Genomic DNA, 24,238 nt, shown 5'->3' on the forward strand with positions numbered 1-24,238 from the left:
GATGACGATCACCAGCGCCCACGATATCGCAACTGGTCTACACCAGTATCCGGGAGGACGCCGATGAGCTCCGACAGCGCGGCCCCCGCGAAGCCAGACCCGTGAAGAAACCCCGACAGCCGCCCCACGGCGAGCACAGCCAGCAGGAGCGGGGCGCATGCCGAGTTCGCACCGGTCACCGCGGATTGCCGTGGCTTCAGAGACACGGCCATTCCCGCCGTGCAGTACCCACCGTTCTGCCCCGGAGGGGTACGCGCTCTGCTCCGGCCCGTGATCCGGCCGGGGCGTTCTACCGGGAAGCATTCGACGTCGTACGAGCCCAGGAAGCCGCTCGGCGGTGGCAGGTCATGTTCACGGGCAGTGGAGGGGACGAGGTCAACGCCCACCACTCCAGGACGGATGTGGAACTGCCGACGCCGGAACCCGCTCCGTGGCTCGGTCCGAAGGCGGTCCGCGCCCTGGCCGAGGTGAACGAGCACCTGGCACCCATCCCTGTCCTGCCGGTGCCGACCCTGATGGCGTTCGGGATGCACAATCCCGGCTTTCTGCGGGTCGGCGTCTGGCCGGTGAGCCCGCTCGTACACCCGCGGATCGTCCGGTTCATGGAGCAGCTGCCGCACGAGTACAAGCGAGGCAAGGCGCTGTTCCGCGAGCGGATCAGGCGGGCGGGACTGCCGGAGTCGGTGGCGGCACCGGCCGAACCGGAGAACTTCCTGGCCGTCCTGGAGAAGGGGCTGCGCTCCTACGGCTTGCCCGTGCTGGACGACATGCTGAAGGAGTCCGTCCTCGTCGATCTCGGTTACGTTGACCGCAAGGCACTCGCTCAAGCCCGAAAGGACGCCGACACCGCTCTGACCGTCCCTGACCTGCTGTGCGATGTCCTCGCTCTTGAGGTCGGACTGCTAAGCCTCATGTGACCGGCCACCACACGGAAGTGGAACCAGTGGAAGCGACGAACCTTCTCTACCGGGACCCGGCGCTGTACGACCTGGTTCAGTCCGATAGCACCGGTGCTGGGATGTGTCAGACCCTGATCGAGACGTATCGGCCGGACGCCCGGACGCTGGTCGACTTCGGATGCGGCACCGGCAGGGACCTGGAGATTCTGGCCAAGCGCTTCGAGTGCATCGGCCTGGACCTCCAGCCCGGCATGGTCGACTACGCCCGCCAGGCCCGCCCGGAGCTGGACATCCGCATCGGAGACATGCGCACCGCCCGACTCCGGCGGTGCATGGACGTGGTGACTTGCATGGGCAACAGCCTCGCCTACGTGCATGACAACAACGAGATCACCCAGGTCTTCGCCACCTTCGCGGCTCACGCACAGCGGGGCAGCCTGCTCGTCCTGTGTTCCCCCGTCGCACCCATCACGGGAGCCGATCCGATGACTGCCACAGTCGACACTCCAAGCGGCTCGGCGACCGTCACGATCCGCCACCAGTGGGACCTGCGGACCCAGATCAACACCATGCACCGGCACTGGGCACTCCCCTCAGGGGACGAGGCCCAGGACGAGATCCGCAGACGCGTCCTCTTCCCCCGCGAACTCGAACAGTACGCGGAGCGTGTCGGCTTCGAGATCCTGGACATGACTGACGGCTCTGGTGCTGGGCTCGCCGGGCCGACGGCGTACACAGTCGCCACGTACACCTGACTTGGTCAGCGCGCCGAAGCGTTGGCCTTGCAGGTTGCCGATGCTGGTGATTTCCGCATCCTGCGCGACCTGGAGCGCATGCGGGGAGAAGCCGGAGACCAGGAGGGCCTCGACGCCCTCTACCGGCATGCCGCTGACGCTGGCCATCTCCGGTCATTGCTGGGCAGCGAAAGGTGGAAGTACGGGCTGGACCCAGACGGTTCACCCTCATCTCCGTGGGATGGGGAAGAGGGGCACTGATTCATTTGTGACGGCAACTCTGACGGCAACGACGGCACACAGAGGCCGACGGTCACCACGGTCGGCGATCAGGCTGTGGGAGGGAGGAAGACCCTCCCCCAGAGATGCCCGATCCTACGGATCAGAAGGTTGCAGGTTCGAATCCTGCCGAGTGCACAGAGCACAGAAGCCCCCCGGGATCATCCCGGGGGGGCTTCTGGCATCAGCGGGTGACATCGACGACCACGGCCGAACCGATCAGGCGGCGGGATTCTCCCCGGGCCGCTGCCCCCCGGCCCGGGGTGATGTCATCGAGCCCGAGCGCGTCGTCCATCCGATCCCGCGGACCTGGTCGGCCCACTTGGCGAGCCGGTCCCTGATGGCGTGGCCTCGCTTCTCGTGGTCGTCGATCCGGGAGGGCTCGACCTTCTCGTTGCGGGCGCGGCGGCGCATGCGGATGATCACGGGGCGGGTCGGGATCGTGTCCGGCAGGGAACCGAAGTCCGGCCACGGCGACGGCGCAGTAGGGGCGCCACGCCTCCTCGCTCGGGCGGAGTCACTCACGGGCGTGAGGCCACCGGCCCCGGTGCCCTCCGAAGTCAGTGCCCGAGAGTCTCGCCCGGTGCCGGAGAGCACCGTGTCAGCGGTCGGCGGTGGGCTCATCGGTGGGGTGGCCGGTGTGTGCGGTGATGACGAGGTTGGCACGGTAGGTCCTGGCCTCCGGGTCCCAGTCGGCGCAGGTGATCAGCGTCAGCTGCGGGTGGGGGGTGGGGCCGTAGACGGCCTGGGAAGGAAAGGCGCTCTTGTCGTAGACGTTCATGGCGGTGACGGTGAAGACCGCGTCTGTGCCGTCGCGGCGCCGGACGGTGATGCGGTCGCCCTCACGCAGAGCGCCCAGGCTGTAGAAGGCGGCGGGGCCGGTGGTGGAGTCCAGGTGGGCGGCCAGGATCGCGTTGCCCCGCTCTCCGGGTGTGACGGAGCCGGTGTACCAGCCGGCGTGGTCGGCACTGGTCGGCATGGCGACCGTGCCGTCCTTGGCGATGCCGACCGCCTCGACGGATGCGGCCAGGCCGATGCGCTTGGCGGTGATCCGGACAGGCTCGGAGGGAGGCAGCACTGCCACGTCGTGGGAGGGCGCGTGTGTGTGGAGCTGTGTGTGCTGGGTGGCCGGTGACGGCGGTTCGGGCGGGGGCTGCCGGCCGGGTACGAAAGCCACCGCCAGCAGGACCGTGCCGGCGGTGGCGCAGAGGGTGGCCGCCGCGGTGCACACACCGCGGCGGCTCCCGTGAGCGAGAAACGTCATGCCCGTGCCGGGTCAGTCCTGACGAGCGGTACGACGGCGCAGCCCATAGGCGGCTCCGGCGGCGACGATGAGTGCGGCGCCGGCGCCTGCTGCGGCGGTGTTGATGGCCTCCTGGGTGCCGCCCTGTCCGCCGTGGACGGCGCCCTTGGCGGCCATCTTCAGCGACCCGCACAGCGCGGGGTTGGTGGCCTCGGAGGGCAGCTTGGGGTCGAGGTCGCTGGGGCCGAGGTTGTCGTCGTACTTGCCGTTGCCGTTGAAGTCGATGCCGTGGACGACGACGACACCGGTGCCCTCGCGCAGGCTCTTGGCGGCCTCGTCGCTGAGGTGGACGGTGCGCTCGTAGTGGACCTTGGAGCCGACGGGGAAGCGGTCCACGGCCAGACCGGAGGCGGGGCTGGTGTCTCCGGTGGTGGTCAGCGAGGTGCCGATGCCGCCGTAGAAGGGGGCGCCGTCGGTGGTGTTGAGGAACACCTTGCCGTTGCGTTCCTTGGCGACCGTTTCGGGCGGGCAGACGCCCTTGGCGTTGATGTGGAAGTGCTGGGCGTGCGGGGCGCCGGCCAGCAGGCCGCTGTGCTTGACCGTCACGTGGGCCTTGTTGCCCTCCAGGTGCACCATGGCGGTGCCCGACCCATTCACGTTGTTGACCTTGAACGGGTTCAGCGTCGCGTGCAGCGTTATGGCCTTGTCGTGGCCCGAGGTGTCGTCGGCTGCCGCGGACGGGGCGAGCGCCACTGCGGGGGCGAGGGCGGCCAGCGCGGCCAGCGCGCAGGCGGTCTTCTTCGTCATTCGGGGTCTCCATTGCAGAGAAGGGGCGCGGTCCACTTCGCCGCGTCGCGAGCACACACTTGGCCCGCCGGGCGGACGACCGCTGCTACCACCCATGAACCTGCATCCCCGACCGGCCCCTCGCCACCGCAGCAGGCCGCCCGCGAAGCCGGCCAATGATCGTCTCCGCCACGGGGTTTCGGGGGCGGCGATGCCCATAGCCCTTGCCAACTGCGGCAACACCCCACGCGACAGATGGCAGTGCGACTGCGCAACGGCGCAATGGCGCCTGTCCGGCAAACGGGTGTCTCAGGCGAGGGCTCGCCGCTGAGCCGGGCACGGTTCGCCTCGCGCCAGCTACCCGCACCATTCGGATCTCCTCCCGCCGGGCGAAGGGCGGAAGGACAGTGGGGCCTGTTCCCCCAAGTCGCAGGCCCCACATAGCAGCAAGACGACCCCACCCTGCCGAACTTGGATGGCGGGACACCACACCACGCCCTACTGTCCGAAAAGCGGGAAATGCCCGCTCATGGACCAGTGAGGTGCACAACCCATGGCAAAGCCCATCCGCCGTATGTTGGCGATCGCCGCTCTGACCGCTGCCGCCGTCGTGCCGATGACCGCAACGGCCCAAGCCGCTCCGTCGACCGCTTACACCTGCGACGACTGCGGCAACCACGACCGCTGGAAGCACCACGACAAGCACGGCAAGAACCACGGCCACTGGAACGACTGCGGTTGCCACGACGACAAGGGTCACGGCAAGGGCGGCTACGGCAAGAAGGGAAGCTGCTACGGCGACGGAATGCTGGGCGGCATCCTCTTCTGACCATCGCGCCGCACCACGGCTGTATGCACGCAGACCCAGCAGGCCGCCCGCAGTCAGTGGAGGGCTGCGGGCGGCGGTCGGCGCGGGGGTGGGCTGCATGGTTCACCGCTTCCCGGACCTTGCTGCTCCCATCGGCACCGCGGCTGGAGTGATGGCCGTGTCCCTCCCCTTCGTGAGAGGCCCCGGAGAGATCCGGGGCCTTTTGCGTTGCCGGGGCGTACCGCAGCCAAGTGCAGCGACCTCACGTGCCTCGGCGAAGCGCGGCTGGACCGGATCCGGCGGCTACACCTGGGCGGTGTGGCGGAAGCCGAGCGAGGTCAGTCCTTCGGACCGGCACAGCCTGTCGGAGGGGCCGTCGACCTCGGTCTGGAGGAGTTGGTAGGCGGCGCCGTGGGACTGGCCCCAGTGCATCGCGGCCCTCCACAGAATCCGGCCCAGGCCCTGCCCTCGGGCCTCGGGCAGGACGGCGAAGTACTGGGGCAGGAGCTGGGGGCGTCCGATCGCGTCCGCGCGTACTTCCATGGGGCCGATCGCGCCCACGATGCCGTCGCCGACGGCGGCGGCGAGGACCGGGCCGCATCGGCCGTCCTGCATCCGGGTGTGGAGGAAGGCCAGGCCGTCCGCGGCCATGGCCTTGGCGAAGGGGGCGAAGGTCTTCTGCACGGCGACCGGCCAGTCGGTGACGGGGCGGACGGGGCCGCCGGGGGCGGGGCAGGGGCCGGCGGTGAAGTCCTTCAGCTGGATGCGGGTGCCGCGCGGGTGTGCGGTCTCGGGGTCGAGGGGGCGTACGACCCGGGCGTTGTCCACGTCGTGCACGGCCGCGAGCTTCGCGGCCAGCTCGGCGGCCTCCTCCACGACGCTGTCGCGGACACCGTAGGGGAAGACCTTGACGGTGCCGTGTCCGCGCCGGTTCAGGGTGGGGATGAGCGTGTGGTCGGGTTGGTGGACCACGTCGCCGAGGAGGACCGTCTCGTCCTTGTCGCCGCCCCAGCGTCGGTCCTTGTCGTACGACAAGAAGTCCCCGGTGACGGCCGCTCGCAGGGTGTCCTCGAAGAGATCGACGGTCAGGACATCGGGGTGGACGGGACCGAGAGTCGGCACGATCGGCGCGGTCAGTACGGGCCGGAGCCAGTCCCAGCGGAAGAACATGGGCGGCACCCTAACGGTGAGCCGGTCAGGGCTGAGGCCCCGACGCGAGTACGCCGGGGCCTGAACGGAGTTGACCGGATCGTGTCGGTCAGTGGGGGTTGTCGTCCCCGGCGTCGCAGGAGCACTCGACACGGACAGCGCCGAGTCCCTCCGGGGCAGATGACGCTTCGGCGGTTGTGCCAGGCAGCGGCGGCGGTCGTTCAGGCGAGGGTTCAGGGATCCGGGTCGGTGGTCCGGTGCGGTCCACCGCGCGTGCCGTGCCCGGAGGGGAGGGTGAGGCGCCGAGGCGTCAGAGGGTTGCGAGTCGTGACCTCTCCATGAGGTCGATCACGTAGTGGACGAGCTCGATCGGCGCGGTCGTGGCCGCGAAGATCCTTCGGTCGACGCCGCGTTCCGGGTCCCAGTTCGCTGAGTAGATCAGTACGGGGGTGCGGACGCCGTACTGCTCCAGCAGGCGCAGCAGTGTGGTTCCTGCGTGGGGGTCGCCGTTCCGCTCCATGTCGCTGATGACGACGTCGTACGACCGGCGGCGCAGGAGGGGAGCGGCCTCCTCGGTGGAACGGGCCACATCGATGTGCATGCCGGCCGTGCGGAAGAGCTCCGTGAGGGGGGCGTTGCCCTCGGGGTGGTCGTCGACCCAGAGGATCCGTCCGTCCGACAGCAGGTCGGCGGCGTGTTCAAGCCTGCCCAGAGCGGTGCGTCTGGCATGTGGGGTGACAGGGCTCTCGCTCTCGTCCTGGGCTCGGTCGAGCAGTTCGGCGGCGAGCTCGAATTCCATGCCCATGGCCCGCACGGCGGTTAATCGGGGAACCATGCGCTCGACGATCGTGCCGCGCAAGGTCACGTACACGGTGGCGGCGAAGAGCACCCAGAGCACGGCCGGGAGGGTGCCGATGATTTTGATCCACAGAGCTTCTGACATCCGTGCATCCTCGCTGGGCACTGTCCCCCGGCGCAGGCGTTCGGGACGGTGGGCGGCGGGAACCGCACACGGAGGCGGGGGGTATACGGTGCCGCCGTGGCGGTGTGGCGATGCCAAGGACTTCGGTGGACGGGCGAGGGGCCCGTGCTCGTCTGGGAGGGCGGGCGCAGGAGTGCGTTGGCGTACGGGCGGGAGATCGGTTTCCGGGCGGTGGGGGAGCGGCGGTGTATCGGGGCGCGGGGGAACGCGTGTCCGGTGGCGGCCGTCGTGGGTGGGCGCAGTACTGGGGGGCGGTGCGCGGAGTGTGCGCGGCTGGACCGGGTGGGGTCCGTGGCGGCGGACGGGGTGGCGGACGACCCCAGGGTCTACCGGGTGTATCTCGCCTGGTTCGGCGCCGGCATGGTCAAGGTGGGGATCACGGCGGAGGAGCGCGGTGACGCCCGGCTGCGGGAGCAGGGCGCGGTCGTGTACGGCTGGCTGGGGCGCGGGCCGCTGATGGCGGCGCGGCGGACCGAGGAGGTGCTCGGTACGGCGCTGGGGGTGCCCGACCGGATCCCGTACGCCGCCAAGCGCGCCGCCCGCGTGGGGCTGCCGGGCGAGCGGGAGCGGGCGGCGGAGGTGGCGGCGCTGTACCGGCGGGCCGTGGGCGTGCCCGGGTGGGGGGAGACGCTGGAGCGGATCGCGTTGCGGGTCGTCGATCACGTGGGGCTCTTCGGGCTGGAGCGGGTCGACCGCGTCGACGGAGTGGTCGCCGAGCTGGTGGACGGCGGGTGCCTGGAGGGGGTGCTCGTGGCCGCAGCCGGGCCGGATCTTCATCTCCGGGCGCCTGACGGGCGGGCGCTCGTGCTCGACACCCGGCTGCTCACCGGGTGGGAGCTCGTCGCCGTGGGCAGGAGTGGGGACGGGACGACCGTGCCCGTCACCGTCCTGCCGCCGGGGGTGCAGGGAGGGCTCTTCTGACGCGAGGGTAAAGACTCGGATCCCGATCTCCCGGAGCCCTGGACACCGTCCTGCGCCCGGCGGAGGGTGAACCGCATGAGCGATCAACTCGTGGGCGGTATCGAACCGCCGTACTACACCGTCGTGTTCACCTCCGTACGCACCGAGGACGACCCCGCCTACGCGCCTACCGCCGAGCGCATGCACCAGCTCGTGCAGGACGTCCCCGGCTTCCTCGGTTACGAGTCCGCCCGTACGCCCGGCGGCATCGGCATCACCGTCGGGTACTTCCGGGACGAGGAGGCCATCGCCGCCTGGCGGGCGAACGCCGACCACCAGGACGTGATGCGGCGTGGGCGGGCGGACTGGTACGAGCGGTACAGCGTGCACGTCGGCAAGGTCGAGCGGAGCTACGGCTTTGAGCGCGGGTGACGAGGCCGAGAGGGTCCGGGCGTTCTGGGGGCGGCTCGGGCTTCCCGGGCTGGTGGACGTGCACACGCACTTCATGCCCGAGCGCGTCCTGCGGAAGGTGTGGGCGTACTTCGACGCCGTCGGGCCGCTGACCGGGACCCCGTGGCCCATCACGTACCGCGAGGAGGAGGACCGGCGGGTCGAGCTCCTGCGGGAGTTCGGGGTGGTGCGGTTCACTTCGATGGTCTATCCGCACAAGGCCGGGATGGCGGAGTGGCTCAACGGGTGGGCGGCACAGTTCGCCTCGCGGGTGGAGGGGTGCCTGCGGACGGCGACGCTCTTTCCGGAGGCGGGGGCCGAGCGGTATGTGAGGGAGGCGGTCGAGGGCGGTGCGCGCGTGTTCAAGGCGCATCTTCAGGTCGGCGCGTACGACCCGAACGACCCGCTGCTCGACGGTGCCTGGGGGCTGCTCGCCGAGGCCGGCGTACCGATAGTGATCCACTGCGGCTCCGGGCCCGCGCCCGGCAAGTACACCGGGCCCGAGCCGGTCGCGCGGCTGCTCGCCCGGCATCCGCGGCTGCGGCTGGTCGTCGCGCACATGGGGATGCCCGAGTACGCCGACTTCCTCGGCCTCGCCGAGCGGTACGGAGAGGTGCGGCTGGACACGACGATGGCGTTCACCGACTTCAGCGAGCGCTTCTCGCCGTTCCCGGTGGAGGAGCGGGGGCGGTTGGCGGATCTGGGCGACCGGATTCTGCTGGGGAGCGACTTCCCCAACATCCCGTACGGCTACCTGCACCAGCTGGAGGCGCTGGAGCGGCTCGGGCTGGGGGAGGACTGGCTGCGGGGGGTCTGTCACGGGAACGGGGCCCGGTTGTTCCCGGTGCTTTCTCAGTGAATTCACAGGGAGGGGCAAGAATTCTCTCAGCGGTCCGCCTGATCGTCGGAGCATGACCGTCTCCTCGCCCCAGGGGCGCACCGACATGCTCAGGTCCGACGGAAGCGCCGTACGGGTGCTCGTCGTGGACGACGAGGACCCGCTCGCCGAGTTGCTGTCCATGGCCCTGCGGTACGAGGGGTGGCAGGTGCGCAGCGCCGGCGACGGCGCCGGGGCGGTGCGCTCGGCGCGGGACTTCCGGCCGGACGCCGTCGTGCTGGACATGATGCTGCCCGACATGGACGGGCCGGCGGTACTCAGCGGGCTGCGGCGCGAACGGCCCGGTGTGCCCGTGCTGTTCGTCACGGCGAAGGACGCGGTGGAGGACCGGATCGCGGGGCTGACGGCGGGCGGGGACGACTGCGTCACCAAGCCGTTCGGCCTGGAGGAGGTCGTGGCGCGGCTGCGCGGGCTGATCCGGCGGTCGGGGGCCGGGACGGCGCCGCGCAGCGAGTCGTTGCTGGTGGTGGGGGACCTGGTGCTCGACGAGGACAGCCATGAGGTGTCGCGGGGCGGGCACGGGATCCATCTGACCGCCACGGAGTTCGAGCTGCTGCGGTTCCTCATGCGCAACCCGCGGCGGGTGCTGAGCAAGGCGCAGATCCTCGACCGGGTGTGGAGCTATGACTTCGGGGGGCAGGCCAATGTGGTCGAGCTCTACATCTCGTACCTGCGGCGGAAGATCGACGCGGGGCGGCCGCCGATGATCCACACCCGGCGGGGCGCGGGGTATCTGCTCAAGCCGGGCGGGTGATACGCCGCGCCGCACCTGTGTCCTGAAAACCCTTATACAGCGTATGACGGAGCCTTGTACGGTGTACGAGACCAAGTCCCGTACACCGTACAAGGAGCTCTCCGCATGACGGCGACCACCGCCGGGAACGACCGGAAGCCCCCCGCCGCCACGACCGGCGGTGGTGGCCACCCGCAGCGCTGGCTGATCCTCGGCGTGATCTGCCTCGCCCAGCTCACCGTGCTGCTCGACAACACCGTCCTCAGCGTCGCGATCCCCTCCCTCACCAGGGAACTCGACGCCTCCACCGCCGACATCCAGTGGATGATCAACGCCTACTCGCTCGTCCAGTCCGGGCTGCTCCTCACCGCCGGCAACGCCGCCGACCGCTACGGCCGCAAGAAGATGCTGATCACCGGCCTCGCCCTGTTCGGCATCGGCTCGCTGGCCGCCGGACTCGCCCAGTCCTCCGCGCAGTTGATCGCCGCTCGCGCGGGCATGGGTGTCGGCGGGGCGCTGCTGATGACCACGACCCTCGCGGTCGTCGTCCAGATCTTCGACGACACCGAGCGCGTCAAGGCCATCGCCCTGTGGTCCACGGTCAGTTCGCTCGGCTTCGCGGCCGGGCCGCTGCTCGGCGGGTTCGTGCTGGACCACTTCTGGTGGGGCGCCATCTTCCTGATCAACATCCCGGTCGCGGTCATCGGCCTGGGCGCCGTCGCCGCCCTCGTACCGGAGTCCAAGCACAAGCAGGGCGACCGGCCGGACCTCGTCGGTGCCGTGCTGTCCACGATCGGTATGACGGCGGTCGTCTACGCGATCATCTCGGGGCCCGACCACGGCTGGACGTCCGGCCAGGTCCTCGTCTCCGCCGCGCTCGGCGCCGCCGTCCTCGCGGCCTTCGCGCTGTGGGAGCTGCGCACCCCGTACCCCATGCTCGACATGCACTTCTTCCGCAACCAGCGGTTCGTCGGTGCCGTCGCGGGCGCCATCCTGGTCGCCTTCGGCATGACCGGCTCGCTGTTCCTGCTCACCCAGCACCTGCAGTTCGTGCTCGGGTACGGACCGCTCGACGCGGGTCTGCGCACGGTGCCGCTCGCCCTCACCGTCGTCGCCCTGAACCTCACCGGCGCCGGCGCCCGGCTGCTGCCCAGGCTCGGTACGCCCTGGACCATCGCGATCGGCATGGCCCTGGTCGCCGCCGGGCTGGCCGCGATCGCCGTCCTCGGCGGGGCGCACGGGTACGGCGGCATGCTGCTCGGGCTCGTCGTCATGGGCGCGGGTGTGGCGCTGTCCATGCCCGCCATGGCCAACGCCATCATGAGCGCGATCCCGCCGGAGAAGGCGGGCGTGGGCGCCGGCATCAACGGCACGCTCGCGGAGTTCGGCAACGGGCTCGGCGTCGCCGTCCTCGGTGCCGTGCTCAACTCCCGGTTCGCCGCGCTCGTCTCCGTATCGGCCGCCTCCCTGCCCGCCGCGCTCGCGGCGGCCGACGGGCCGGCCGAGAAGGCCCGTATCTCCGACGCGTTTGCCACCGGCCTGGAGACCAGCCAGCTGGTCGGAGCGGTGGCGGTCCTGGCGGGCGGCCTGCTGGCGGCGGCGCTGCTGCGGCGGGCCGAGAGGACGGACGCCTCCGTGCCCGGGGCATAGCATCGGTCACGGAACGAGGAGGAAAGCCCATGGTGTCGGCGCGGCGGATGAGCGTGTGGGTGGAGGGCAAGTCGCCCCGGGCGCGGAAGGCCGACCAGCCGTCCGGGCTCGATCGCGAGAAGATCACCGAGGCGGCGGTGCGGCTGCTGGACGCCGAGGGCCTGGCCAAGTTCTCGATGCGCAAGCTCGCGGCCGAGCTGAAGGTGACCGCGATGTCGGTCTATTGGTACGTCGACACCAAGGACGACCTCCTGGAGCTGGCACTCGACCGCGTGGTGGGCGAGCTCACCGTCCCGGACGCCGGGTCCGGGGCGGACTGGCGCGAGCAGCTCCGGGAACTCGCCACCTCCTACCGCGTGCTCTTCGTCGCCCACCCGTGGGTGTCCTCGCTGCTCGGCCGTTTCCTCAACATCGGGCCCCACTCGATGACGTTCGCGCGCTCCGCCCAGCAGGTGATCGCCAACACGGGTCTGCCCCTGCACCTCCAGACGGGGGCGACCGCCTCGGTCTTCCAGTTCGTCTACGGCTTCGGCACGATCGAGGGCCAGTTCCGGCAGCGGTGCGCGGAGGCCGGGATGACCCAGGACGAGTACTTCCGGCACGCCATGGGAACGTTCCGCGAACGGACCGGCTACCGGGAGAACTTCGAGCAGGCCGAGCGGATGATGGAGGCCCGCGGCGGGGACACCGTGGCGGAGATGCGGGAGCGGGACTTCCAGGCCGCGCTCGACATGCAGATCGCGGGCATCGAGGCCCTGGTGGCCCGGCACACCTGAGGACCGGGCCGGGAGTTCAGCCCTGGGGCAGCGCCTCTCCCCGCACCGCCCGACCCTCCTGAACCGCCTGGATGTCCAGCTCCACCCTCAGCGTCGTACCGATCGCGGAGATGCCCGCCTGGACCACCTGGTTGTAGTTCATGGCGAAGTCCTCCCGGCGCAGCTGTGCCGTCGCCCGGAAGGCGGCCCGCACACCGCCCCAGGGGTCCGGGCCCGTGCCCAGGTACGTGAGGTCGAGGTCGACGTCACGGACGACACCGTGGAGGGACAGGGCGCCGTTCACGGTCCAGCGGTCGGGGCCCGCGGGGCTGAGGCCGTGGCTGCGGTAGGTGATCTCGGGGTACGTGCCGACGTCCAGGAAGTCGGGCGACTTCAGGTGCTTGTCCCGCAGCGCGTTGCCCGTGTCGATGGACGCGGCCGATACCACCGCGTCCACGCGGGAGGCTCCGAGGTCCGGGGAGATCTCGATCCGGCCGCCGAAGTCGGTGAACCGGCCGCGCACGCTGGAGATGCCCAGGTGCTGCGCGACCGCGCCCACGGACGAGTGCGCCGGGTCCAGCGTCCAGGCGCCCGGCGGCGGGAGTTCGACGCCGCCCGCCCGCGCCAGGACGACCGTGCCGACGTCGGCCCGGCCGCTCGCCGTCACCAGCGCGGTCGACGCCGCCGGGGCGTACCCGACCGCCGTCACGATCACCGTGTACGGGCCGGGGGCGAGGGGTGCGTCCGCGACGACGACGCCCTCGGGGCCGGCCTCGGCCCGCAGCACCTGCGCGCCGGTCGTGTCGGTCACGGTCACCACGGCGTGCTGGACGGCCCAGCCGTCCCGGGTGCGTACCTGTGCGCGAAGTCCCATTCCCGTATCTCTCCTCGTACCGAATGAAGAGGGGCGGCAGGCCGTCCCCTGCCTGCCGCCCCGTGCCCCGCCGCGTCTCCGCTCGACGCGCGGCGGGGGGTCTGGTTGTGTCCGGGCCCTACTCGCCGGGGTGGGCGAGCTCGACGTCGTGGCCGTCGACTCCGTGTCCGGCCACCGTCAGGGCGCCGGCCACCGGGGGGTAGCCGGTCGCGATGACCGTGTACTCGCCCGTGTCGAGGTCGGCGAACGCGTAGGCGCCGTCCTCGCCGGTGGTCGCCGTCGCGACGACGTTCCCGGCCGCGTCGACCAGCGTCACCCGCGCGTCCGCCAGCGGGCGGCGGCCCGCCCCGGCGCGCACCGTGCCCCGGAGCCGCGCCCCGGACCGCAGGAGCGCCTCCACCCGGGTGACACCCTGGCCGCCGATCTCGACCGGCAGGGCGAGCGGCCGGTGGCCCTCGGCGTTCACCGCGACGGTGACGGTGCCCGGCACCAGCTCGGCGAAGGCGAAGGTGCCGTCCTGGGTGGACGTGCCGGTGGCGAGCACGTCACCGCGCACATCCGTGACGATCACCATCGCGCCCTCCACGGGCTCGCCGCCCTCGGCCGCCCGCACGGTGCCGACGAGGCCACTCGTACCGGACAGGAGGATGTCGTACGCCAGCGCCTCTCCACCCACGACGACCGTGGACGCCTGCGGCTGGAAGCCGTCGGCCGAGGCGATCAGGACGTACGAGCCGGGGCCCGGCGCGTCCAGCGCGTAACTTCCGTCCGCCTGCGCCACCGCACGCCCCAGCTGCCGCCCGCCGAGCGAGATCAGCGTGACGGCCGCCCGGGCGACGGGGGTGCCGTCCGAGGTACGGGCGGTGCCGCGGACGGGGGTGCCGTGTGCGGCCGCCGCGACGACGGGCGTCTCAGGAGCGGGCTCCGGCTCCGTCCCGGGCTCCCGCTCCGTCACGGGCTCCGTCTCCGTCGTGTGCTCCGTCTCCGGCTCCGGCTCGGCGTGGCTCTTCAACGCGACCTCCTTGATGAACAGCGTCACGAGGAACGCGAGCAGGGCGAAGGGGGCGGAGTAGAGGAAGACGTCGGCCACACCGTGCCCGTACGCCGTCTCCATGACCGTACGGATCGGGCCCGGCAGCGCGTCCAGGTCGGGGATGCCCCCGCCGCCCGTGCCGCCGTGGCCCATGGCCGCGCCCCGCGGGCCCAGGTCGGCGAGGCCGTCCTGGACGTAGTGGGTGACCCGGTTGGCCATGACAGCGCCCAGCGCCGAGACGCCGATGGCACCGCCCAGGGACCGGAAGAAGGTGACGACGGAGGACGCCGCGCCCAGGTCGGAGGGGGCGACCTGGTTCTGGGTGCACAGCACCAGGTTCTGCATCATCATGCCGAGACCCAGGCCCAGGACGGCCATGAAGACCGCGATGTGCCAGTACTCCGTGTCGTACCGGATGGTGCCCAGCAGGCCGAGGCCCGCCGTCACCAGCACGCCGCCGCTGACCAGCCACGCCTTCCAGCGGCCCGTCTTGGTGATGACCTGGCCGCTGACCGTGGACGACAGGAACAGACCGCCGATCATCGGGATGGTCATGACGCCGGACATCGTCGGCGACTTGTCGCGCGCCAGCTGGAAGTACTGGCTGAAGAAGACCGTTCCGGCGAACATCGCGACACCGACGAAGAGCGACGCGACCGAGGCGAGGGTGATCGTGCGGTTGCGGAACAGCCGCAGCGGGATGATCGGCTCGCTCGCCCTCGACTCGACGAGCACGAACAGCGCACCGAGCACGACCGAGCCGCCGACCATGGTGTACGTCTGCCAGGACGCCCAGTCGTACTTGTCGCCGGCGAAGGTGACCCAGACCAGCAGCAGCGAGACGGCCGCGCTGATGAAGAAGGCGCCCGACCAGTCGACCTTGACCTGCCGCTTGACGACCGGCAGCTTCAGGGTCTTCTGGAGCACGATCAGGGCGATGACCGCGAAGGGCACGCCGACGTAGAAGCACCAGCGCCAGCCGAGCCAGTCGGTGTCGGTGATGACACCGCCGAGCAGCGGTCCGCCGACGGTGGCGACGGCGAAGGTGGCGCCGAGGTAGCCGCTGTAACGGCCGCGCTCGCGCGGGGAGATCATCGCGGCCATCACGATCTGCGCGAGGGCGGACAACCCGCCGACGCCGATGCCCTGGACGACGCGGCAGGCGATGAGCATGCCGGCGTTCTGGGACAGACCGGCGACGACCGAGCCCAGGACGTAGATGACCAGGGATATCTGGACCAGCAGCTTCTTGGAGAAGAGGTCCGCGAGTTTGCCCCACAGCGGGGTGGTCGCCGTCATCGCGAGCAGCGAGGCGGTCACGACCCAGGTGTAGGCGCTCTGGCCGCCGCCGAGGTCGGAGATGATCTGGGGAAGGGCGTTGGAGACGATCGTCGAGGACAGGATGGCGACGAACATCCCGAGCAGCAGCCCGGAGAGCGCCTCCATGATCTGCCGGTGCGTCATCGGCGCGCCATCGTCATGGGTCTTGGCGTGCCCGCCCCGCACACCGGCCGGTGTGGTCGTGGCCATGAACTTCCTTTACGTCGGTACGTACTTACTCGGGTGTACGGGTGGCGTGCGCCCGGCAGTCCCCGAAGGAGTCCCGGAGCCGGGCGAGCAGCGCGGTCAGCTGTCCAACGTCGTCGTCGGACCAGTCCCTGAGGGTGCGGGCGAACATGTCCGCGCTCCGGCGGCCGAGGTCGTGGAGCATGTCCCGGCCCGCCGGTGTCAGCCGCAGGATGCGGGAGCGCCTGTCGTCCGGGTCGGGCAGCCGCTCGATCCAGCCGCGTTCCACGACGTGCGCGACATGGCGGCTGGTGACCGACATGTCGACGGCGAGCAGCTCGGCGAGCCGGCTCATCCGCATGTCGCCGTGGTGGGCGAGGAGGGACAGCACGGCCGCCGATCCGCCCGGGCACTCGGCGGGCAGGGCCCGGGAGAGTCCGCGCTTGACGGCGCCGATGGCGCTCAGCTGACGGGCCAGTTCCTCGTACCGACTGCGCTCGGCCATGGCACCCCCACATCTTGTTGCTTAGGGCAACCATAGAAGCTGTTGGTTGCTACAGGCAAACTAAAAAGGGGCGAAGGCGCCTAAAGTCCTGGCAAAGGAAGGCGAGGGTTGGGTGGGGGGATCAGGTTCGCTAGGGTCCTGCCCCATGGCACACAACCCCCAGGGCCCCGACGGCAACTACGACCCGGCGGGCAGCACGCAGATGTTCCGCGCCTTCGTCGACGAGGGCACGCCGCAGCGGCAGCAGCAGGTGGCGGCCCAGTCGGGTCCCAAGGTCGGCCTGATCGCCGGCGTCGTCGCGGTCGTCGTGATCGTCGCCGCGGTCGCCTGGCTCGCGCTCGGCTGATCCTTCTCCCCCGCTCCGGGGACTTCACCCCGGGGACTTCACTCCTTCACCCCGGGACGTCACCCCCAGGACGCGGTGACGTCCTGGGTCTCGATACGCATGCCCAGCGGCACCCGCCAGGCGTCCACGCACACCGTGTACGTCTCTGTCCTCGTCGCGCCCGCCTCGATCGGGGCGGGCAGCGGCTGAGCCGATTCGACGGTCGCCCAGTCGACGCCGAGCGCCCCGATGATGTGCGTCGCGAAGGTCGTGGTACCCGAACGCACCGGTGAGCCGCCGGTGTTGCGGAACTGCACGGTCACCTTCTCGCACCAGCGACGGTTTGTGGGCGCCCGGAGCGGTTCGCCCACGGTGAGCGCGGCGGGGCGGGGCGGCGGAGGGGTGCCTGGCGCCGGTTCCTGAGGCGGCTGTGGCTGCGGCTGGGTCTGCGAGGGCGGGGCGAACTGCGGAGGCGGGGCGGCCGGTCGGCTCGACCCGGACGGGGTGGGCCGCGTGGGCGCCGGAGCGGCCGGCGCCGGGGGCGGCGATCCGGACGGTCCCGCCGCCGACGACGGTGACGACGGTACGGGCGGCATGGACGGCGCCCCCGTCCCCGTACCGGACGGTCCACGGCCGTCCAGCGGTACGAGCACGACCTCGCCCGACGGCGGGACCGGCCCCGAGCCACCGGGGCGTCCGGCCGGCCCGGTCGCCACACGGCCTTCCCCGGCGCCGTTCCCACACGCGGTCAGCGCCCCGCCCAGGCAGAGCGCCACCGCCACCGCACCGAGTCGTCGACGCTTCATCGCGCCAGTGTGGCTGACGAAGCGTCAGTTATGAAGACCCGTGACTCAGTCGGAGATGAGCCCGTCCCGCAGCTGTGCGAGCGTCCGCGTCAGCAGCCGTGAGACGTGCATCTGGGAGATGCCGACCTCCTCGCCGATCTGGGACTGCGTCATGTTGGCGAAGAACCGCAGCATGATGATCTGCCGCTCGCGGGGCGGGAGTTTGGCGAGGAGCGGCTTGAGGGACTCCCGGTACTCGACCCCCTCCAGGGCGCTGTCCTCGTACCCGAGCCGGTCCGCCAGCGAGCCCTCGCCGCCGTCGTCCTCGGGGGAGGGCGAGTCGAGCGACGACGCCGTGTAGGCGTTGCCGACCGCGAGGCCGTCCACCACGTCGTCCTCCGACACGCCCAGCACGGCGGCGAGTTCGGGAACGGTCGGCGAGCGGTCGAGCTTCTGCGCCAGTTCGTCGCTCGCCTTGGTCAGCGCCAGGCGCAGCTCCTGGAGCCGGCGCGGGACGCGGACCGACCAGGAGGTGTCGCGGAAGAACCGCTTGATCTCGCCGACGACGGTCGGCATCGCGAACGTCGGGAATTCCACGCCCCGTTCGCAGTCGAACCGGTCGATCGCCTTGATCAGGCCGATGGTGCCGACCTGGACGATGTCCTCCATCGGCTCGTTGCGCGAGCGGAAGCGGGCGGCGGCGTACCGCACGAGGGGCAGGTTCAGCTCGATGAGCGTGTCACGCACGTACGTGCGCTCCGGGCCGTCCACGCCTTCGGCGTCCAGGGCGGCGAGCCGCAGGAACAGGGAACGGGACAGTGTGCGGGTGTCGATGGCTTCGGACGCCGCCGACACGGTGTCAGGAGCCGTTGCGGGACCGCTCTGCGCGGGTACGGGCACGGGCGCCGGTACGGAATCCGGCACGGGCACGGGCACGGACGCCGGCACGGGCGTGAGCGTGAGCACCTTCGAGCTGCCCTGTTCTGCGGACATGCCACCCCCTTGAGGTCGCGGACGGTCGCGTGGGCCGCGACCATCGGAGGAACGCAGCCTCCACCTGAATACCGGAGCCGAGACTGCGGCAAACGCGGTTCCAGCAGAATGTCACATGTCGGCAACACGCTGTAGTGACTTGTCGACAAGAATGCGGCAAGTATGCGCAGGAAACTGGGGGTGTGAGGCTTTTGGACCGCTCGATACAGGGCTGAACGGGTCTACCCGATCAGGTTACGCATCGATTCGATTTGCGGACCTCAGGCGAGCGAAGCTGCGGGCCAGGAGTCTTGACACATGCATCTGCGAGACGCCCAGTTCCTGGCTGATCTGGGACTGGGTCAGGTTGCTGTAGTAGCGGAGCATCAGGATCCGCTGTTCCCTCTCGGGCAGCTGTACGAGCAGGTGCCGTACGAGATCCCGGTGCTCGACCCCGGCCAGCGCGGGATCCTCGTACCCCAGCCGGTCCAGGAGCCCCGGCATGCCGTCGCCCTCCTGGGCGGCCTCCAGGGAGGTCGCGTGGTAGGAGCGGCCCGCCTCGATGCAGGACAGCACCTCGTCCTCGGAGATCTTGAGCCGCTCGGCGATCTCGGCGGTCGTGGGTGAGCGTCCGTGAGCCGTCGTCAGGTCCTCGGTCGCGCCATTGACCTGGACCCACAGCTCGTGCAGCCGGCGCGGTACGTGGACCGTGCGGACGTTGTCGCGGAAGTACCGCTTGATCTCGCCGACGACGGTCGGCATCGCGAACGTCGGGAACTGCACCCCCCGGTCCGGGTCGAACCGGTCGATCGCGTTGATCAGTCCGATCGTGCCGACCTGGACGACGTCCTCCATCGGCTCGTTGCGGGACCGGAAGCGGGCGGCGGCGTACCGCACCAGGGGCAGGTTCGCCTCGATGAGCGCCCCGCGCACCCGGGTGTGCTCCGGTGTGCCGGGCTCCAGCGTCTTGAGCTGACCGAACAGCACCTGGGTGAGTGCTCGGGTGTCCGCGGCCCTCCCCTGTGCAGCGGTGCGGGCCTCCGGCTCGTTCTGGGGCGGCACCTGTTGAGGCGTCGTACTGGCCGGCACGTTCACGCCACCCCTTCGCGGTCGTTGTCTCGGTCAATTACGGTCAACTCATCCGTCAAAAGCGGTCATAGCATCACAAGACATGTCCACTGTGTGCAAGCACCTGATAACGTCGTGTTGTCGCCGCGGAACGCGAAGAGCCCCGCACCGGTGGGGTGCGGGGCTCGTGTCGGCGAAGCGCCGGAAGCGCCGTGCGGCTCTAGAACTCGTAGTCGGCGATCACCCATGTGGCGAACTCGCGCCACTGGCCGGCGGCGGCCTGGTGGGCCGGGTGCTCGATGTACCGCTTCAGCGCGTCCTTGTCCGCGACCGCCGAGTTGATGGCGAAGTCGTACGCGATGTCCCGGTCGGTGATGTTCCAGGCGCACTCCCAGAACTCCAGCTCCGGGACGAGCCCGCCGAGCTCCTCGAACGCCTTCACGGCCTCGGCGACGCGCGGCTCGTCGCGCCGCACTCCGTCGTTGAGCTTGAAGAGGACCAGGTGGCGGATCACAACGGACTCCTAGTTGACGAGCTCGGTCATGAAGTCGCCGACGCCCTGCGCGGCGCTCGAAATGCCCTCGAACCCTACCTGCACCAGGTCGGCGGCACGCGCGGGGGAGTTGATGATCGTGTACAGCACGAAGACGACGACCACGTACAGCGTGATCTTCTTGGCCTGCACCATCGACCCGTCTCCCCGTCTCTCCCCTGTGATCCCCTGGGCGGTCGGGTGAGTCTAACCGAGCCTTTGAGGACCAAGGCCCTCCCCATCGGGGCCTTTTGCCGGTCCCGCCGGGGAGGGGGCGGCGGGAGGATGGATGGTGAGCCCGGCGGGCGTGGCAGGAACCCGCGGGGCGAGCGAGCCGGTCCCACTGCGGCCGTCCGTGCCGCGCGCTTCCCCCGGAGCGGCCCGGACGTGCGGGCCCGGTTGCGCCGGGGGGAGCGGCTTGTCCCCCCGATGCCGCTCCCCCCGTCCACACACATGCGGAACAACGTGAAGGGCCCCGACGCCGGTGCGTCGGGGCCCTTCACACAAGAGCGGTAGCGGAGGGATTTGAACCCTCGGTGACTTGCGCCACACTCGCTTTCGAGGCGAGCTCCTTCGGCCGCTCGGACACGCTACCGAGAGAGAGCTTAGCCCAAAGGTGCCGCTACGAAGAAATCCGTTGCCGGGCGCGTATCACGGCCGCGTCAGCGGTCGTCTCGGCCGTCGTCTCGACGGTCATCTCAGCGGTCGCGGAAGAAGTGGGTGAGGAGTGCCGCGCACTCCTCCGCCAGCACTCCGTGGATGACTTCGGGCCGGTGGTTGAGCCGGCGGTCCCGTACGAGATCCCACAGCGAGCCGACCGCGCCCGCCTTCTCGTCCAGCGCCCCGAACACCAGCCGGTCCACCCGCGACTGCACGAGCGCGCCCGCACACATCACGCACGGTTCCAGCGTGACGACCAGCGTGCAGCCCGTCAGCCGCCACTCCCCGTGGGCCTCGGCCGCCCGGCGCAGCGCCAGCACCTCGGCGTGCGCGGTCGGATCGCCCGTCACCTCGCGTTCGTTGTGGCCGGTGGCGAGCACCGTGCCGTCCGGGGACAGAACGACCGCGCCGACCGGCACATCGCCGGCCCGCGCGGCTCGCTCGGCCTCCTCCATGGCGCGGCGCATGGGCGCCCGCCACGGCTCCCGGACGGGGTCGGGTGCGGTGGGCGTGGATGTCGGTGCCGGACGCACTAGCGGACGGCCTCCAGCACCTCCGCGGCGCCGAGCGCGTCCGCGATCTCGGACAGCGCGTCGGTGTCGAGTGCCAGCAGTTCCTTCTCGGTCAGGCCCAGGTCGGCCAGGATCAGCCGGTCGCCGACCGGCGCCGCGGGCACGGCCTCGGCCGCCACCGCCGATTCCTCCTCCTCGTCGTCGTCCTCGACCGGCTCCCCGTCCTCGGTGCCGTCGAGGTCCAGCGCGTCCAGGTCGGGGACGTCGTCCTCCTGGTCGTCGCCCAGCAGTTCCTTGGTGAGGATCTCCCCGTACGAGGAGCGGGCGGCGGCCGCTCCGTCGGAGACGAAGATGCGAGGGTCTTCCTCACCCTCCACGCGGACGATGCCGAACCATGCGTCCTCCTGCTCGATGAAGACGATCACTGTGTCGTCGTCCACCGAGGCTTCACGGGCCAGCTCGGTCAGATCCGACAAGGTCTCCACATCGTCGAGCTCTGTGTCGCTCGCTTCCCACCCGTCTTCGGTGCGCGCGAGCAGTGCGGCGAAGTACACCGTGACTCTCCCACTGATCAGAGGTGTGACGATCGGGCGGTGCGCTCTATCCATGCCCCGCCCACTCGGCATCGTGGCAGATGCGAGGCCCTCAAGAGAGGTGTTCCGCTCTTGCGTCGTGCACCAGTCTGAGTCCGATGCCCGGTCCGTGTCATCAGCGAATCACCGGCAGCCCGCCACCGGATCGCCGGTGGATCACCATCGGAACGTGCGCATCCGCATCTGCTGGCGCATCCTGGCGGCCCTCGCCCGGCGCGGCTGGACGCGGTCCCGCAGCGCCTTCGCCTCATTCAGTTCGCGCAGGAACTGGGCACGTCGCCTCCTGCGCTCGGCATCCGCCTCCTGGCGGGCCGGCGCCCGGCTGTCCTGTTTCCGCTCCGGCTCTTCCGGGTCCGGCATCGCGACCACCCCCAGGCTGGGTCCGTCCACCCCACCTTCCCTCCGCCGCGGGGATTGATGCCAGTGCGGGCTACTGTTGAGGGCATGCGGATCCACGTCGTCGACCACCCGCTGGTGGCGCACAAACTCACCACGCTGCGCGACAGGCGCACCGACTCCCCTACCTTCCGGCGGCTCGCCGACGAGCTGGTCACCCTGCTCGCGTACGAGGCCACCCGGGACGTGCGCACCGAGCAGGTCGACATCGAGACCCCGGTGACCCGGACGACCGGTGTGAAGCTGTCGAGCCCGAAGCCGCTCGTGGTGCCGATCCTGCGGGCCGGTCTGGGCATGCTCGACGGCATGGTGCGGCTGCTGCCGACCGCCGAGGTGGGCTTCCTGGGGATGATCCGCAACGAGGAGACGCTGGAGGCGTCCACGTACGCCACCCGGATGCCGGAGGACCTCTCCGGCCGCCAGGTGTACGTCCTGGACCCGATGCTGGCGACGGGCGGCACGCTGGTCGCCGCGATCCAGGAGCTGATCAAGCGTGGTGCGGACGACGTGACGGCGGTCGTGCTGCTGGCGGCGCCCGAGGGCGTCGAGGTCATGGAGCGCGAGCTGGCGGGCACGCCGGTGACGGTCGTGACGGCCTCGGTCGACGAGCGTCTCAACGAGCACGGCTACATCGTCCCGGGCCTCGGTGATGCGGGCGACCGGATGTACGGGACCGCCGACTAGCGGTTCAACGGGGCCGGGTCGCTCAGCACTTTCCGGAGGGCGCGGGCGCGGGCTTGGCCAGGGCGGTCAGGGCCACGGTCGCGTCCTTCGGCGGTGTCAGGCTCTTGAAGGCCGTACCGATGATCAGGTCCACGTCCGCCGTGGCGCGCGTGTCCGTCTTGAGCGTGGCGCCCTTCAGCTGCGTACGGAGGACGGGGAAGGCGCTCTTGCCCGACCCGGTGGCGCCGAGCAGTATCCCCGGACCCGGGACCTTCTTGTCGTACGCGGCCGGGGCGTTGCCCACCTTGCCGATGGCGAAGCCGCGCTTCTTCAGCTCGTCGGCGGTCGACTTGGCGAGGCCCGCGCGGGGTGTCGCGTTGTAGACGTTCACCGTGATCTGGGCCGGCTTGAGCGGTACGTGGACCAGCGTCAGGGGCTTCTTGCCGGGCTTGCAGCCGGGGCCGGCCGTGGTCCGTGTCCGGCTGTCGGCACCGCCCCCGCCGAAGACCTCGATGAGCTGCAGTGTTCCCCAGCCGGCCAGGCCGAGGGCGACCACTGCGGCGAGGGCCGCGACCACGATCCGGCGACGGCGTCGGGGGCGGCGCATGCGCGGGTAGGCATTACCCGTGACGCGGTACTTTCCGCCCATGCCGGGGGGAGTGAGCATGCTCATGGGCGCAGCGTAATGCGGCCCGGTGACTATGCCTACTAAACGATCAGCTGATGGGGCCGGACGGGTGGGAAAGCGCCCGAAAGGCTGACAGGCGATGCCACCGGGGTGGCCGCTCAGTCCAGTTCGAGCACGCGCGCGTGGAGCACCTGGCGCTGCTGCAGGGCCGCGCGCACGGCGCGGTGCAGTCCGTCCTCGAGGTAGAGATCGCCCCGCCACTTCACGACGTGCGCGAAGAGGTCGCCGTAGAAGGTCGAGTCCTCGGCGAGGAGCGTCTCCAGGTCCAGCTGGCCCTTGGTGGTCACGAGCTGATCGAGGCGGACCGGGCGCGGCGCGACATCCGCCCACTGCCGGGTGCTTTCCCGGCCGTGGTCGGGATACGGCCGCCCGTTACCGATGCGCTTGAAGATCACACGGAAAGCCTACCGGGCGAGCGGCTCCCGGCGCAGCCACGCGGCGCCGTGCGATGCGCGGGAAAACCGTGCAAACCGGGGCAGGTGGTCCGGATGCCGTCCGGCGAGCCGCTCCGAGGCCGGCGCGCGGAGGCGGACGAGGAGAGCTGATGACGGGCCCGCGGGCGGGGCGGGCGGTCCCGGGGCGGGGTTCGGGCGGACGCCCGTGCGACCCGCGCGGTGAGTCACGGCGTCGTCGGGGGCGCACCCGGTCCGGGGACGGGGCGGCGCGGCCCTGTGCGCTCTCGGCGGCCGTCATGACCGCACCCTCGGCCGGAGTCCCGGTCGCCGGAGTCCCGGTCGCGGGGGTCGCGACCGCCGGAGCCCCGACCGCCGGGGCCCCGGGCCCGGCCTGATCGACGCATGCGAAGCCGCGATCCGTGCCGTACGACCGGGGAACAGCGTCTGCCGCGTCCAGGGGAAGGG

At 70.8% G+C, this 24,238-nt stretch carries 28 protein-coding genes, 1 tRNA gene and 1 pseudogene; 11 read left to right on the forward strand and 19 right to left on the reverse strand.

Features of this window, described 5'->3' with window-relative positions:
- Positions 1–347 precede the first annotated feature (347 nt).
- Positions 348–917 (forward strand): hypothetical protein, encoded by a 570-nt coding sequence (locus ABT360_RS31430; protein WP_351824084.1) that lies wholly within the window; start codon positions 348–350, stop codon positions 915–917.
- Positions 918–943: 26 nt separating this feature from the next.
- The gene (locus ABT360_RS31435; protein ID WP_351824150.1) at positions 944–1,654 is read left to right on the forward strand and encodes a class I SAM-dependent methyltransferase; all 711 of its coding nucleotides are present in this window, start codon (positions 944–946) and stop codon (positions 1,652–1,654) included.
- Between the two features lie 561 nt (positions 1,655–2,215).
- Here the strand turns inward: ABT360_RS31435 and ABT360_RS31440 are convergent.
- From ABT360_RS31440 to ABT360_RS31450, 3 genes and pseudogenes are all read right to left on the reverse strand, one after another.
- A pseudogene (locus ABT360_RS31440) lies at positions 2,216–2,402 on the reverse strand (DUF3631 domain-containing protein); the annotation flags it as partial.
- 111 nt (positions 2,403–2,513) lie between these two features.
- Positions 2,514–3,176: a class F sortase gene (locus tag ABT360_RS31445; protein ID WP_351824087.1), complete on the reverse strand. Its 663-nt coding sequence runs from the start codon at positions 3,174–3,176 to the stop codon at positions 2,514–2,516.
- Between the two features lie 12 nt (positions 3,177–3,188).
- Complete coding sequence (locus ABT360_RS31450) at positions 3,189–3,962, reverse strand: hypothetical protein (RefSeq protein ID WP_351824090.1); 774 nt, start codon at positions 3,960–3,962, stop codon at positions 3,189–3,191.
- A gap of 532 nt (positions 3,963–4,494) precedes the next feature.
- Here ABT360_RS31450 and ABT360_RS31455 point away from each other — a divergent pair.
- Complete coding sequence (locus tag ABT360_RS31455; RefSeq protein ID WP_351824093.1) at positions 4,495–4,770, forward strand: hypothetical protein; 276 nt, start codon at positions 4,495–4,497, stop codon at positions 4,768–4,770.
- Positions 4,771–5,052: 282 nt separating this feature from the next.
- Here ABT360_RS31455 and ABT360_RS31460 read toward each other — a convergent pair whose 3' ends face one another.
- The gene (locus ABT360_RS31460; protein WP_351824096.1) at positions 5,053–5,919 is read right to left on the reverse strand and encodes a GNAT family N-acetyltransferase; all 867 of its coding nucleotides are present in this window, start codon (positions 5,917–5,919) and stop codon (positions 5,053–5,055) included.
- Positions 5,920–6,208: 289 nt separating this feature from the next.
- A complete protein-coding gene (locus tag ABT360_RS31465; RefSeq protein WP_351824099.1) occupies positions 6,209–6,841 on the reverse strand; it encodes a response regulator in 633 nt (210 codons plus the stop codon).
- A gap of 96 nt (positions 6,842–6,937) precedes the next feature.
- Between ABT360_RS31465 and ABT360_RS31470 the strand changes: the two genes are divergently transcribed.
- The 6 genes from ABT360_RS31470 (at position 6,938) to ABT360_RS31495 (ending at position 12,287) form a co-directional block, all read left to right on the forward strand.
- Complete coding sequence (locus ABT360_RS31470) at positions 6,938–7,801, forward strand: DUF2797 domain-containing protein (RefSeq protein ID WP_444852355.1); 864 nt, start codon at positions 6,938–6,940, stop codon at positions 7,799–7,801.
- A 75-nt stretch (positions 7,802–7,876) separates the two neighbouring features.
- Positions 7,877–8,212 carry an antibiotic biosynthesis monooxygenase family protein gene (locus ABT360_RS31475; protein WP_351824102.1) on the forward strand — a complete coding sequence of 112 codons (336 nt, stop codon included), beginning with the start codon at positions 7,877–7,879 and terminating at the stop codon, positions 8,210–8,212.
- Complete coding sequence (locus tag ABT360_RS31480) at positions 8,199–9,089, forward strand: amidohydrolase family protein (RefSeq protein WP_351824105.1); 891 nt, start codon at positions 8,199–8,201, stop codon at positions 9,087–9,089. Before ABT360_RS31475 ends, ABT360_RS31480 begins: the two co-directional genes overlap by 14 nt.
- A 52-nt stretch (positions 9,090–9,141) precedes the next feature.
- Positions 9,142–9,882 carry a response regulator transcription factor gene (locus ABT360_RS31485; protein WP_351824108.1) on the forward strand — a complete coding sequence of 247 codons (741 nt, stop codon included), beginning with the start codon at positions 9,142–9,144 and terminating at the stop codon, positions 9,880–9,882.
- Between the two features lie 105 nt (positions 9,883–9,987).
- On the forward strand, positions 9,988–11,511 hold the full coding sequence (locus ABT360_RS31490; protein ID WP_351824111.1) for an MFS transporter: 1,524 nt from the start codon (positions 9,988–9,990) through the stop codon (positions 11,509–11,511).
- Between the two features lie 29 nt (positions 11,512–11,540).
- Positions 11,541–12,287, forward strand: a complete 747-nt coding sequence (locus tag ABT360_RS31495; protein WP_351824114.1) for a TetR/AcrR family transcriptional regulator — start codon at positions 11,541–11,543, stop codon at positions 12,285–12,287.
- 16 nt (positions 12,288–12,303) lie between these two features.
- Here ABT360_RS31495 and ABT360_RS31500 read toward each other — a convergent pair whose 3' ends face one another.
- From ABT360_RS31500 to ABT360_RS31510, 3 genes are all read right to left on the reverse strand, one after another.
- Positions 12,304–13,140, reverse strand: coding sequence for a YceI family protein (locus ABT360_RS31500; RefSeq protein WP_351824117.1), 837 nt, complete (start codon positions 13,138–13,140; stop codon positions 12,304–12,306).
- Between the two features lie 118 nt (positions 13,141–13,258).
- Positions 13,259–15,703 carry an MFS transporter gene (locus ABT360_RS31505; RefSeq protein WP_351824120.1) on the reverse strand — a complete coding sequence of 815 codons (2,445 nt, stop codon included), beginning with the start codon at positions 15,701–15,703 and terminating at the stop codon, positions 13,259–13,261.
- Between the two features lie 25 nt (positions 15,704–15,728).
- Complete coding sequence (locus ABT360_RS31510) at positions 15,729–16,184, reverse strand: MarR family winged helix-turn-helix transcriptional regulator (protein ID WP_351824123.1); 456 nt, start codon at positions 16,182–16,184, stop codon at positions 15,729–15,731.
- Between the two features lie 145 nt (positions 16,185–16,329).
- On the opposite strand from ABT360_RS31510, the gene ABT360_RS31515 reads away from it, so the two are divergent.
- A complete protein-coding gene (locus ABT360_RS31515) occupies positions 16,330–16,530 on the forward strand; it encodes a hypothetical protein (protein ID WP_351824126.1) in 201 nt (66 codons plus the stop codon).
- Positions 16,531–16,589: 59 nt separating this feature from the next.
- Here the strand turns inward: ABT360_RS31515 and ABT360_RS31520 are convergent, their stop codons facing one another.
- The 9 genes from ABT360_RS31520 to ABT360_RS31560 form a co-directional block, all read right to left on the reverse strand.
- Positions 16,590–17,315 (reverse strand): hypothetical protein, encoded by a 726-nt coding sequence (locus ABT360_RS31520; RefSeq protein WP_351824129.1) that lies wholly within the window; start codon positions 17,313–17,315, stop codon positions 16,590–16,592.
- Between the two features lie 45 nt (positions 17,316–17,360).
- Positions 17,361–18,287 carry an RNA polymerase sigma factor SigF gene (locus ABT360_RS31525; RefSeq protein ID WP_351824132.1) on the reverse strand — a complete coding sequence of 309 codons (927 nt, stop codon included), beginning with the start codon at positions 18,285–18,287 and terminating at the stop codon, positions 17,361–17,363.
- 234 nt (positions 18,288–18,521) lie between these two features.
- Positions 18,522–19,328, reverse strand: coding sequence for an RNA polymerase sigma factor SigF (locus ABT360_RS31530; protein WP_064069837.1), 807 nt, complete (start codon positions 19,326–19,328; stop codon positions 18,522–18,524).
- Positions 19,329–19,554: 226 nt separating this feature from the next.
- Positions 19,555–19,848: a Dabb family protein gene (locus ABT360_RS31535; RefSeq protein ID WP_351824135.1), complete on the reverse strand. Its 294-nt coding sequence runs from the start codon at positions 19,846–19,848 to the stop codon at positions 19,555–19,557.
- Positions 19,849–19,857: 9 nt separating this feature from the next.
- Positions 19,858–20,022: a hypothetical protein gene (locus tag ABT360_RS31540; protein WP_167536386.1), complete on the reverse strand. Its 165-nt coding sequence runs from the start codon at positions 20,020–20,022 to the stop codon at positions 19,858–19,860.
- 354 nt (positions 20,023–20,376) lie between these two features.
- Positions 20,377–20,461, reverse strand: a tRNA-Ser gene (locus tag ABT360_RS31545).
- Positions 20,462–20,564: 103 nt separating this feature from the next.
- A complete protein-coding gene (tadA, locus tag ABT360_RS31550) occupies positions 20,565–20,993 on the reverse strand; it encodes a tRNA adenosine(34) deaminase TadA (protein WP_351824139.1) in 429 nt (142 codons plus the stop codon).
- 65 nt (positions 20,994–21,058) lie between these two features.
- A complete protein-coding gene (locus tag ABT360_RS31555; protein WP_351824142.1) occupies positions 21,059–21,592 on the reverse strand; it encodes a tRNA adenosine deaminase-associated protein in 534 nt (177 codons plus the stop codon).
- Positions 21,593–21,787: 195 nt separating this feature from the next.
- Positions 21,788–21,991 carry a hypothetical protein gene (locus ABT360_RS31560; protein WP_351824155.1) on the reverse strand — a complete coding sequence of 68 codons (204 nt, stop codon included), beginning with the start codon at positions 21,989–21,991 and terminating at the stop codon, positions 21,788–21,790.
- An 84-nt stretch (positions 21,992–22,075) separates the two neighbouring features.
- Between ABT360_RS31560 and upp the strand changes: the two genes are divergently transcribed.
- Positions 22,076–22,711 carry a uracil phosphoribosyltransferase gene (gene upp / locus ABT360_RS31565; protein WP_351824145.1) on the forward strand — a complete coding sequence of 212 codons (636 nt, stop codon included), beginning with the start codon at positions 22,076–22,078 and terminating at the stop codon, positions 22,709–22,711.
- A gap of 22 nt (positions 22,712–22,733) precedes the next feature.
- Here the strand turns inward: upp and ABT360_RS31570 are convergent, their stop codons facing one another.
- Together ABT360_RS31570 and ABT360_RS31575 are read right to left on the reverse strand one after the other, a co-directional pair.
- On the reverse strand, positions 22,734–23,363 hold the full coding sequence (locus tag ABT360_RS31570; protein WP_351824148.1) for a LytR C-terminal domain-containing protein: 630 nt from the start codon (positions 23,361–23,363) through the stop codon (positions 22,734–22,736).
- Positions 23,364–23,476: 113 nt separating this feature from the next.
- Positions 23,477–23,773, reverse strand: a complete 297-nt coding sequence (locus ABT360_RS31575; RefSeq protein WP_003949502.1) for a type II toxin-antitoxin system VapB family antitoxin — start codon at positions 23,771–23,773, stop codon at positions 23,477–23,479.
- Positions 23,774–24,238: the final 465 nt, after the last annotated feature.

Source organism: Streptomyces sp. NPDC000229 (assembly GCF_040300825.1).
GTDB lineage: Bacteria > Actinomycetota > Actinomycetes > Streptomycetales > Streptomycetaceae > Streptomyces.

Excerpts from the sequence above, each read along its gene's own strand:
- ABT360_RS31430 (WP_351824084.1), top strand. The coding sequence starts at position 348 with ATGTTCACGGGCAGTGGAGGGGACGAGGTCAACGCCCACCACTCCAGG.
- ABT360_RS31445 (WP_351824087.1), bottom strand. The coding sequence starts at position 3,176 with ATGACGTTTCTCGCTCACGGGAGCCGCCGCGGTGTGTGCACCGCGGCG.
- ABT360_RS31515 (WP_351824126.1), top strand. The coding sequence starts at position 16,330 with ATGGCACACAACCCCCAGGGCCCCGACGGCAACTACGACCCGGCGGGC.
- ABT360_RS31465 (WP_351824099.1), bottom strand. The coding sequence starts at position 6,841 with ATGTCAGAAGCTCTGTGGATCAAAATCATCGGCACCCTCCCGGCCGTG.
- ABT360_RS31450 (WP_351824090.1), bottom strand. The coding sequence starts at position 3,962 with ATGACGAAGAAGACCGCCTGCGCGCTGGCCGCGCTGGCCGCCCTCGCC.
- ABT360_RS31505 (WP_351824120.1), bottom strand. The coding sequence starts at position 15,703 with ATGGCCACGACCACACCGGCCGGTGTGCGGGGCGGGCACGCCAAGACC.
- ABT360_RS31475 (WP_351824102.1), top strand. The coding sequence starts at position 7,877 with ATGAGCGATCAACTCGTGGGCGGTATCGAACCGCCGTACTACACCGTC.
- ABT360_RS31510 (WP_351824123.1), bottom strand. The coding sequence starts at position 16,184 with ATGGCCGAGCGCAGTCGGTACGAGGAACTGGCCCGTCAGCTGAGCGCC.
- ABT360_RS31525 (WP_351824132.1), bottom strand. The coding sequence starts at position 18,287 with ATGTCCGCAGAACAGGGCAGCTCGAAGGTGCTCACGCTCACGCCCGTG.
- ABT360_RS31490 (WP_351824111.1), top strand. The coding sequence starts at position 9,988 with ATGACGGCGACCACCGCCGGGAACGACCGGAAGCCCCCCGCCGCCACG.
- ABT360_RS31540 (WP_167536386.1), bottom strand. The coding sequence starts at position 20,022 with ATGGTGCAGGCCAAGAAGATCACGCTGTACGTGGTCGTCGTCTTCGTG.
- ABT360_RS31455 (WP_351824093.1), top strand. The coding sequence starts at position 4,495 with ATGGCAAAGCCCATCCGCCGTATGTTGGCGATCGCCGCTCTGACCGCT.
- ABT360_RS31460 (WP_351824096.1), bottom strand. The coding sequence starts at position 5,919 with ATGTTCTTCCGCTGGGACTGGCTCCGGCCCGTACTGACCGCGCCGATC.
- ABT360_RS31560 (WP_351824155.1), bottom strand. The coding sequence starts at position 21,991 with ATGCCGGACCCGGAAGAGCCGGAGCGGAAACAGGACAGCCGGGCGCCG.
- ABT360_RS31495 (WP_351824114.1), top strand. The coding sequence starts at position 11,541 with ATGGTGTCGGCGCGGCGGATGAGCGTGTGGGTGGAGGGCAAGTCGCCC.
- ABT360_RS31520 (WP_351824129.1), bottom strand. The coding sequence starts at position 17,315 with ATGAAGCGTCGACGACTCGGTGCGGTGGCGGTGGCGCTCTGCCTGGGC.
- ABT360_RS31485 (WP_351824108.1), top strand. The coding sequence starts at position 9,142 with ATGACCGTCTCCTCGCCCCAGGGGCGCACCGACATGCTCAGGTCCGAC.
- tadA (WP_351824139.1), bottom strand. The coding sequence starts at position 20,993 with ATGCGCCGCGCCATGGAGGAGGCCGAGCGAGCCGCGCGGGCCGGCGAT.
- ABT360_RS31500 (WP_351824117.1), bottom strand. The coding sequence starts at position 13,140 with ATGGGACTTCGCGCACAGGTACGCACCCGGGACGGCTGGGCCGTCCAG.
- ABT360_RS31570 (WP_351824148.1), bottom strand. The coding sequence starts at position 23,363 with ATGAGCATGCTCACTCCCCCCGGCATGGGCGGAAAGTACCGCGTCACG.
- upp (WP_351824145.1), top strand. The coding sequence starts at position 22,076 with ATGCGGATCCACGTCGTCGACCACCCGCTGGTGGCGCACAAACTCACC.